10 protein-coding genes are annotated in these 8,708 nt (G+C 71.6%); 5 read left to right on the forward strand and 5 right to left on the reverse strand.

The features are described 5' to 3' along the window. Positions 1 to 31 precede the first annotated feature (31 nt). A complete protein-coding gene (locus tag AB0B33_RS23035) occupies positions 32 to 892 on the forward strand; it encodes a DUF2470 domain-containing protein (protein WP_360775080.1) in 861 nt (286 codons plus the stop codon). Here the strand turns inward: AB0B33_RS23035 and AB0B33_RS23040 are convergent. Continuing rightward, complete coding sequence (locus AB0B33_RS23040; RefSeq protein WP_247015982.1) at positions 884 to 1,345, reverse strand: PPOX class F420-dependent oxidoreductase; 462 nt, start codon at positions 1,343 to 1,345, stop codon at positions 884 to 886. The two genes, AB0B33_RS23035 and AB0B33_RS23040, sit on opposite strands and share 9 nt — an antisense overlap. Before the next feature lie 22 nt (positions 1,346 to 1,367). Here AB0B33_RS23040 and AB0B33_RS23045 point away from each other — a divergent pair, with 22 nt between their 5' ends. The 3 genes from AB0B33_RS23045 (at position 1,368) to AB0B33_RS23055 (ending at position 4,112) form a co-directional block, all read left to right on the forward strand. Next, positions 1,368 to 2,180: a type II CAAX endopeptidase family protein gene (locus AB0B33_RS23045; protein ID WP_247015984.1), complete on the forward strand. Its 813-nt coding sequence runs from the start codon at positions 1,368 to 1,370 to the stop codon at positions 2,178 to 2,180. Between the two features lie 40 nt (positions 2,181 to 2,220). Further along, positions 2,221 to 3,408, forward strand: coding sequence for an arginine deiminase (locus AB0B33_RS23050; RefSeq protein WP_247025419.1), 1,188 nt, complete (start codon positions 2,221 to 2,223; stop codon positions 3,406 to 3,408). Positions 3,409 to 3,557: 149 nt separating this feature from the next. Next, positions 3,558 to 4,112 (forward strand): ferritin, encoded by a 555-nt coding sequence (locus AB0B33_RS23055; protein ID WP_247015986.1) that lies wholly within the window; start codon positions 3,558 to 3,560, stop codon positions 4,110 to 4,112. A 134-nt stretch (positions 4,113 to 4,246) separates the two neighbouring features. On the opposite strand, the gene AB0B33_RS23060 is transcribed toward AB0B33_RS23055, so the two are convergent. The 4 genes from AB0B33_RS23060 to AB0B33_RS23075 form a co-directional block, all read right to left on the reverse strand. Next, positions 4,247 to 5,071, reverse strand: coding sequence for a hypothetical protein (locus AB0B33_RS23060; RefSeq protein WP_360775084.1), 825 nt, complete (start codon positions 5,069 to 5,071; stop codon positions 4,247 to 4,249). Continuing rightward, positions 5,068 to 5,580: a SigE family RNA polymerase sigma factor gene (locus AB0B33_RS23065; protein ID WP_360775467.1), complete on the reverse strand. Its 513-nt coding sequence runs from the start codon at positions 5,578 to 5,580 to the stop codon at positions 5,068 to 5,070. Before AB0B33_RS23065 ends, AB0B33_RS23060 begins: the two co-directional genes overlap by 4 nt. Positions 5,581 to 5,778: 198 nt before the next feature. Further along, positions 5,779 to 6,132, reverse strand: coding sequence for a DUF952 domain-containing protein (locus AB0B33_RS23070; protein ID WP_360775087.1), 354 nt, complete (start codon positions 6,130 to 6,132; stop codon positions 5,779 to 5,781). A gap of 103 nt (positions 6,133 to 6,235) precedes the next feature. Further along, complete coding sequence (locus tag AB0B33_RS23075) at positions 6,236 to 7,117, reverse strand: DUF5926 family protein (RefSeq protein ID WP_360775090.1); 882 nt, start codon at positions 7,115 to 7,117, stop codon at positions 6,236 to 6,238. Positions 7,118 to 7,170: 53 nt separating this feature from the next. Between AB0B33_RS23075 and AB0B33_RS23080 the strand changes: the two genes are divergently transcribed. Next, complete coding sequence (locus AB0B33_RS23080; protein WP_360775093.1) at positions 7,171 to 8,337, forward strand: cytochrome P450; 1,167 nt, start codon at positions 7,171 to 7,173, stop codon at positions 8,335 to 8,337. Positions 8,338 to 8,708: the final 371 nt, after the last annotated feature.

Raw genomic sequence — 8,708 nt, forward strand, 5'->3', positions numbered from 1 at the left:
AGGTTAGGCTCACCTAAGTAGGAGGTGAGCCGTGACCGAGGCACCGACATCCATCCGCCGCCCGCCGGCACCGAACCCCGCCGAGCGCGCGAAGACGATCGCCACTCGCAACGGGCCGGCGGCCCTGCGCACCCTGGGGTCGAACCCCAGGCCCCAGCCGGGGGCGAGCCCCCAGGACCCCCAAGAGCAATGGGTGCCCACCTGCGAACGCGCCGGCCTCGACGGCGAGCGCGTCGTCCCGGTCCTGCACCACGTGCACCACAGCGGCAGCGTGAGCGTGCTGCTGCCCGACGACCACCCGATGGTCGGCGCGGCGAAGCAGACCCAGCGCGGCGAGCTGGCCGTGCTGGTCGAGCTCGCCGACCAGGCGCCGGTCGCCCTGCGCGAGCCGATCCGCGGGCTGCTGTGGATCACCGGCTGGTTGCGGCCGCTCTCGCCGGTGTCCGCCCGCGCGCGGGCGATCGCGATCGCCGAATCGCGCCCGGACGAGCGCCTGCTCGACGTCGGCCACGGCGTCACGCTGCTGCGGCTCACCCCGGCGTCGCTCGTGCTCGCCGACGCCGAGGGCACGCACTCGCTGCGCCCGCACATGTTCAGCGCCGCGCCGCCGGACCCGTTCCACGACTACGAGGCCCAGTGGCTGCGGCACCTGGAAAGCGACCACTCCGACGTCGTCGGCCAGCTGGCGAAGCACCTGCCGGCGGACCTGCGGGCGGGGCGGATCCGCCCGCTCGGGCTCGACCGGTTCGGGCTGCGGCTGCGCGTCGAGTCCGAGGCGGGCGACCACGACGTCCGGCTGGCGTTTTCGAAGTCCGTCGACAGCCCGCCGCAGCTCGCGATGGAGCTGCGGCGGCTGGTCGGCTGCCCGTTCCTGCGGGGCGCGTCAGGCTAGTTCGGCGGGGAAGCCGCCCTTGGCGAGCGGGCCCCAGCTCTCGATGGTGACCCGGATGATGCTCTTGCCCTGCTTGACCATGGCTTCGCGGTATTCGTCCCAGTCCGGGTGTTCGCCGGAAATGGCGCGGAAGTAGTCCACGAGCGGCTCGACCGAATCCGGGATGTCCAGCACTTCCGCGGTGCCGTTGAGCTGCACCCACTGGTCGTTCCACTCGTCGGACAGGATGCACGCGGAGACCTGGGGGTTCCGCTTGATGTTCACGATCTTGGCGCGCTTCGGGTAGGTCGAGATGACCAGCCTGCCCTCGGCGTCGACCCCGCAGGTGACCGGCGAGAGCTGCGGCCCGCCGTCGGCCTTCGTGGTCAGCAGGATCGCGCGGTGGCGGGTGGACAGGAACTCGACGAGCGCGGCGCGGTCGACGGTTTCGTTGGTGGCGATGCTCCTCGGCATACCCCGAAGGTAGCGTGCGCGCATGACGTTCACCGCGCGATCGTGGCTGGCCCCGGCCCGCCCCGAGTTCCCCGGGACGATCGAGGACCCGGCTGAGCGCCGCGCGATCAAGATCGAGCTGGTGATCGTCTTCGGGATCACGCTCGGCCTCTCCGGCGTGCGCAGCCTGCTGTCCCTTGTGGACTCGCTGCTGCAGCCGGCGCCGCTGGCCCAGCAGCAGGTCCAGCTCAACGTGCCCCAGGCCGCGGCGAGCCTGATCGACCTGCTCAAGCAGCTGCTCTCGGCCGCCCAGCTGGTCGGCTGGGGTGCGCTCGGGCTGTACTTCCTGTGGCGCGCCGGGATCAAGATCGCGCAGGTCGGGCTGGACCGCCGCACCCCCGGCCGCGACGCGCTGCTGACGCTCGGGCTCGCCGCGGTGATCGGGATCCCCGGCCTGGCGCTCTACTTCATCTCCTACCACCTCGGCTTCAGCCTGGCGGTGCAACCGTCCACATTGAACGACACGTGGTGGCGGCCGGTCACGCTGACGCTGTCGGCGTTCGGCAACGCCTTCGCCGAGGAGGTCCTGGTCGTCGGCTACCTGCTGACCCGGCTGCGGCAGCTCGGCGTCCGCGAGAACAACGCGGCGTTCGGCGCCGCCGTGCTGCGCGGGTCGTACCACCTGTACCAGGGCTTCGGCGGGTTCGTCGGCAACTTGGTGATGGGGCTGGTGTTCGGGCGGCTGTGGCAGAAGACGAACCGGCTGTGGCCGCTCGTGGCCGCGCACACGCTGTTCGACTTCGTCTCGTTCGTCGGGTATTCGCTGCTCAAAGGTCACGTTTCCTGGCTGCCGTGAATAGGATCGGGTGGTGAACGACGAAACGACACCTCCCCGGGTGGACAGCGAAGTCGGACCCCTGCGCGCGGTGCTGCTGCACCGGCCCGGCAACGAGCTCAAAAGGCTGACGCCCCGCAACAACGACCAGCTCCTGTTCGACTCGATCCCGTGGGTCGACCGGGCCCAGGCCGAGCACGACGCGTTCGCCGAGGTGCTGCGCAGCCGCGGCGTCGAGGTGCTGCTGCTGGCCGACGCGCTCCGCACCGCGCTGGAGGACGACCGCGCCCACGCGGCGGGCGTCCACGCGGCCGTCGACGACCGGCGGCTCGGTGGCGACCTGGCCGACTCGCTGCGGTCGCACCTGTCCGGTGTCAGCGCGCCCGGCCTCGCCGAGGTGCTGATGGCCGGGATGACGTTCGAGGAGCTGCCGTCCGCCGAGGGCGCGTCGCTGGTGCGGATGATGAACCACCCGCACGACTTCGCCGTCGACCCGCTGCCGAACCTGCTGTTCACGCGCGACTCGTCGGCGTGGATCGCCGACCGGGTCGCCGTTTCGTCGCTGACCATGCCCGCGCGCCGCCGGGAAACCGCGGTGCTCGACCTGATCTACGCCTACCACCCGCGGTTCCGGCACGCGGCGCGCGCGTACGGCGCGCACTCCGCGCCGATCGAAGGCGGCGACGTCATGCTGCTGGCCCCGGGCGTGCTGGCGATCGGCGTCGGCGAGCGCACGACGGCGGCCGGCGCCGAGTCCCTCGCCCGCTCGGTGTTCGCCGACGGCATCGCGCACACCGTGCTGGCGGTGCCGATCGAGCAGTCCCGCGCGACCATGCACCTGGACACGGTGTGCACGATGGTCGACGCCGACGCGGTCGTGATGTACCCGCTGGCGCGCGACTCCCTCACGGCGTTCACGCTGCGCCCGACCGGCGACGGCGGCGTGAAGGTGGCCGGGCCGGCGCCGTTCCTGGTGGCCGCGGCCGAAGCGATGGAGATCGACCGGCTGCGCGTCATCGACACCGGCCTCGACCCGGTCACCGCCGAACGCGAGCAGTGGGACGACGGCAACAACACGCTCGCACTGGCCCCGGGCGTCGTCGTCGGCTACGAGCGGAACGTCGAGACGAACGAGCGGCTCGAGGCGGCCGGCATCGAGGTGCTGCCGATCGCGGGCTCCGAGCTGGGTTCCGGCCGCGGCGGGCCGCGCTGCATGTCGTGCCCGATCCACCGCGAACCGTTGCGATAAATGAAGTAAGCCTTCCCTAAATGCGCGCGACAATTTAGGGAAGGCTTACTTAAATAAGGTCTGTCTACTTTAGGAATGGTAACCCTAATAGGGGGTAGATCACCAGTACCGAGTGGTCTTTTCGCCAATCTTGACCTATTCTGATCCACATGGCCCTCACCAAGAAGAAAGAACCGCGCTCGAAGTTCTATGAACTGCTGCAGGCGCAGATCCACAACGAGTTCAACGCGTCCCAGCAGTACATCGCGCTCGCGGTGTGGTTCGACGCCGAGGACCTGCCGCAGCTGGCGAAGCACTTCTACAAGCAGTCCGTCGAAGAGCGCAACCACGCGATGGCGCTCGTGCAGTACATGCTCGACCGCGACCACCACGTCGAGATCCCGGGCACCGGTGAGGTGCGCAACGAATTCTCGGGCGTCACCGAGCTCATCGAGCTGGCGCTGGCGCAGGAGAAGGAGGTCGCCGTCGACATCTCCGCGATGGCGAAGGCGGCGCGGGCCGAAGAAGACTACATCAGCGAGCAGTTCACGCAGTGGTTCCTCAAGGAGCAGGTCGAGGAGATCTCCCAGATGAGCACCCTGCTGAACCTCGTCAAGCGCGCGAACGGCAACCTGTTCGAGGTCGAAAACCACCTCCACCGCGAGTCGGTCGGTGACGGCGGCACCGACTCGCAGATGCCGCCCGTGGCCGGCGGCGCGCTCTAGGGCTAGGTCGGCACAGCGGCGCGAAGCGCCTCCGTTGAGGGTGGCGGCGGGGGCATGGATGGACCCACCACGGTAAACCGGAAGCCCGGGCCCTCCCCCTGTGGATGGCCCGGGCTTCCGCGTGCGCCGGCCGATCAGCCGGCGCAGTCCTGGTTGACGCTCATCAGGCTCGTCTGCGCGACCCCGGCGTCCCCGAGCAGGAAGTGGTAGTCGGCGGCCGCGCTCGCCGGCGCGACGACACCGCCGGTCTCGTCCTTGGCCGTGGGGTAGGCGGCGAGCACCTGCTCCTTGGTGGCTCCGGCGCCGACCCCTTCGGCGGTGTGCGCGACGACGTCCGGGGTGACGACCACGAGCCCGACCACCTTCGAAATGACGACGCTCGCGGTGGCGGGCACCCCGCTGCCGTCCGCCTTGTAGACGGTGCAGCTCGCCCCGGTCTGCGCCTCGCTGAGCGTGACGCTCTGCGCGGTGACCTCGGCCTCGGACATGCCGAGCTTGAGCCGCCCGAAGCCGTCGGCCGCGAGCAGCGGCCCGGTCGAGACGCTCGGCAGCGCCGTCGGCTGGTGCGAAGACACCGGCCGCGACGGCTTCGGCGTCGTCGTCCCCGGCGGCGCGGCAACCTCGATGCTCTGGGTACCGGTCGGCCCCGGCGTCGACGGCTGCGGCGGCCGCCCCTGCGTCAGGTTCTCCGGCGGTTTGACGCTGATGTCGGTCCCGTCGGCGGACATCACCGCGGTGCCGTCCTCGGTGTGGATCCGGACCATCGTCAGCCCGGCGGCCACGACGACCACGGCCGCGGCGGCCCCGGTGACGGCCTGCAGGTTCCGGCGCCGACGACGACGTCGTCCGGCACCGGCGACGATGGCCGCGCTCGCGTCCCCGGGCGGCGGCAGGTCCAGCCGCTCGTCGGCGAACATCGCGCGCAGGCGCTGCTCCAGCTCGTCCTCGGAGATGTTCAACCCGCGTCACTCCCTTCGCCCTCGTTGTCGGTCGCCTTGAGTTTCATCCGCAGCGACGTGATGGCCTTGCTGGCCTGGCTCTTGACGGTGCCCTGCGTGACGCCGAGAGCCCCGGCGATCTCCGCTTCGGAGAGCCCCTCGTAGTAACGCAGCACCATGACCGCGCGTTGCCTCGGCGGCAGCGTCCGCAACGCACGCCACAGCGGCTCGTGCTCGAACGGGTCGGCCGGCACGTGCGGGCTGGTGTCCGGCAGGTCGGCCACGAGGTTTTCGCGCCGCGTCCGACGCCAGCGGCTGACGTGCGCGTTCGCCATCGACCGGCGGACGTAGGCCAGCGGGTCGCCGGTCTTCTCGTGCACGTGGTGCCAGCGCGAGCCGATCTTCTCCAGCACGGTCTGCACCAGGTCGGCGGCGTCGTGCGGGTTGCCGGTGAGCGCGTGGCCGTACCGCAGCAGCCCCGGCAGGGTGGCCTGCACGAAGTCGCCGAAGTCGGTGAGCTCGCCGGGCAACGTCGCGGCCCTCCCTCGGCCTGCGCTGGCCACCCACGTATCTCCCCCGGTGAAGACGGGTGCCGCAGCCGTCACCGTATCGCCTCCCATCGGGGTCGGACAGCCAGAAGCCGACTCGCTTTCTCCCCCAACACGCATCACAGCCCCCTCAGGTTGCCTGCGTTCCCGCCCGAATCCGGACGGTTCGATCTGCCCACGTCAGCGGTGCGCGAGCGCGGACGGCAGCCGGAATCCCCCGCCGTCCACCTCGCCGAACTCGTGCACGCCGACGACCGCGGAGTACGGCAGCGGCCCGTACACGTGCGGGAACCGGACCCCGGCCGGGTGCGGCGGCTCGCCGTCCTCCCAGCGGACCGGGACGCCGACCTTCCCCGGGTCGATCTCGAGCAGCACCAGATCGGTGCGCCCCCGGTAGAGCGCGTCGGCCGGCAGGTGCGCCGTGCCGAAGTCGGAGCAGTGGATGAACCCGACGTCGTCCAGCGACGGCGGCCGGTACTCCCCGCCCTCGCCCACCTCGGCCCAGTCGGCCGCCCCGCAGATGTGGAGTATCACGCCGAGAATCGTCCCACCGGCGCGTTCGGTCGGCGGTGTCTCGTGCGCCACAAAAGCCCTGGTTGAACGCTCACCGAGTGTCGGACCACCCGGTGAGCGCCGATCAGCGCAGCGTGAGCTGACGGCCGATGAGCCCGTCCCGCGCGCGACGCTCGGTGGCGTTCAGCGGCTCGTCGTCGAGCGACTTGAGCGCCGTCTCGAGCCGGGCGCCGAGGGCGTCCTTCGCTTCGGCCCACTCACGGGCGTGGGCCTCGGGGTCGAGGTCCCACACCGGGACCAACAGGCCGTGCGCCCGGAACGAGCCCGCGTACCGCGTGCCCTCGCCGAGGCCGAGCTCGCCGGCCGCGGACAGCCGCGCCAGCGCCTGGAGCAGCAGGTTCTCCGGCTCCGGCCGCACCCAGCGCAGGTGCGCCTTCTCGCCGGCGAGGACCCAGTAGGCACCCGCGCCGAGCCGTTCGGTGGGCATGATGGCGGCGTTCGCGCGCTCGAGCGACACCGCGACGTCCCCGCTGGCGTCGGCGTCTTCGGGCAGCCACCACGCGAAGTCGGTGTGCAGCGTGACGTCGAGTTCGGCACCCGGCGTCAGCAGGTCCTGCAGCCGCGCGTGCTCGTCGGCGGACGGCGGCGTGGTGGTGTCCGGCACGCCGAGGACGTCGCCCTCCTTGGCGTCGAGCAGCCACTTCAGCGACCGGCCGAGGTCCCGGCTGATGTCGGAGGAGCGGGTCTGGACCTGCAGGCCGAGGTAGCGCTCCCCGTCCGACCGCACGAACGCGGCGGCCGCCATCGGCAGCACGGTGCCGAGCGTGACGTCCCCACCGTCGGCGAGAGTCAGCTTGGCCGTCGCGGACGGCACGAACTCGCGCAGCGCGATCAGCTCGGGCTCCGCCGCCAGTCCCTCGAAGGGCTGACCGACGAAAACGTCGCGCACCTTCGGCTTGCGGTCCGCCGCCTGCTTGGGACCCTTCTTGCGCGCGCCCTTGCCCACTGCTGCCTCCTCTGGCTCGGCCTGGAACGCTATCGAAGGGTTAGTCTCGCGACGTGTTCGACCCCCGCGATCCCGAGTTCCTCGAAGACCCGTACCCGGCCTTCGCCGCCCTCCGTGCCCAAGGCGACGTCCATTTCCACGAAGGCCTGGGCATGGCCATCGCGGTATCGCACGCGGCCTCGTCGGCCGTCCTCCGCCACCGCGGCCTGGGCCGCATCTGGCAGGACGCCCAGCCGCTGGAGCGGTTCGCCTCGTTCAACCTCCTGCACCGCAATTCCCTGCTGGAGAACGAGCCGCCCGCCCACACCCGCCTCCGCCGCCTGATCGCGGGCGCGTTCGGCCGCGGCCACGTCCAGCGCCTGCGGCCGATGGTCGCCTCACTGGCCGCCGACATGGTCGACGACCTCGCCGCCGCCATCGCCACCGACGGCAGCGCGGACCTGCTGGAGCACCTGGCCCAGCCCCTGCCGGTCGCGGTGATCGCCGAGCTGCTCGGCGTGCCGGGCTCGGACGGGCCGCGGATGGTCGAGCTGTCCAACGCCATCGTGAAGATGTACGAGTTCGGCCGCCCGGAGTCGGACCGCGACGCCGCCGAGCAGGCTTCCGCCGAGTTCGTGTCGTACGTCCGCTCGGTGGCTTCGGCCCGCGCAGCGGCCCCGGGCGACGACATCGTCAGCGACCTCCTGCGCAGCGAGCTGACGCCCGACGAGCTGGTGGCCACCGCGGTGTTGTTGCTGATGGCGGGCCACGAAGCGACGGTGAACGTGCTCGGCAACGGGATCACGGCGTTGCTGACGCACCGGGACCAGTGGGAGCGTCTGCTGGCTTCACCTGCCCTTCTGGATTCGTGTGTGGAGGAGCTGATCCGGTTCGACGCCCCGCTGCAGCTGTTCGAGCGGACGGCCACCGAGGATGTGTCGATTCGCGGATATGTCGTTTCGCGGGGCGACAAGATCGGCGCGCTGCTGGGTGCCGCGGCGCGGGATCCGGAGGTGTTCGGCTCGCCGGACCGGTTGGACATCGGCCGGACGCCGAACGCGCATCTCGGGTTCGGGATGGGGATTCACTACTGCGTGGGTGCTCCTTTGGCTCGGGTGGAGATCGGGGCCGCGTTGAGCGCGTTGGCGGAGAAGCTGCCGGGGTTGAGGTTGGCGGAGACGCCGGCGCGGCGGCCGGAGTTCGTGATCCGCGGGTTGAAGGAGCTGCGGGTCACGGTGTGAGGCCGGACCGGTCGGCGGTGCGAAGCCGGGCGGCCCGGTGGCGGGGCGGGACCCGGGCAGCGGTCGGCGGGGCGAACGCGGCAAGCGTTGGGCCACCGGCCGGGCGGGGCAGCATTCGGCAGCGCGGGCCCCTGGCCTGGGCTGGCGGCGGTGCGAAGACTGCAGGCCTGCGCCCGGCCGAACCGGTCGCGGCGGTCCGAGGCGGAGGTGAACCGGGCGGCCTGTGCCGGGGCGCGGCCCGGGCAGCGGTCGGCGGGGCCAACGGCGGCAGGCATTGAGCCGCCAGCCGGACGGGGCAGCATTCGGCAGCGCGAGCGCCTGGCCTGGGCGGCCGGCGGCGCGAAGACTGCCGGCCCAGTGCCGGGACGCGG

Source organism: Amycolatopsis sp. NPDC049159, from assembly GCF_040648295.1.
In the GTDB taxonomy this organism is placed as follows: Bacteria; Actinomycetota; Actinomycetes; order Mycobacteriales; family Pseudonocardiaceae; genus Amycolatopsis; species Amycolatopsis pretoriensis_A.

What these genes read in the sequence shown, in the direction of transcription:
- AB0B33_RS23040 (WP_247015982.1), bottom strand. Translation starts at nt 1,345, where the DNA reads ATGCCGAGGAGCATCGCCACCAACGAAACCGTCGACCGCGCCGCGCTC.
- AB0B33_RS23045 (WP_247015984.1), top strand. Translation starts at nt 1,368, where the DNA reads ATGACGTTCACCGCGCGATCGTGGCTGGCCCCGGCCCGCCCCGAGTTC.
- AB0B33_RS23055 (WP_247015986.1), top strand. Translation starts at nt 3,558, where the DNA reads ATGGCCCTCACCAAGAAGAAAGAACCGCGCTCGAAGTTCTATGAACTG.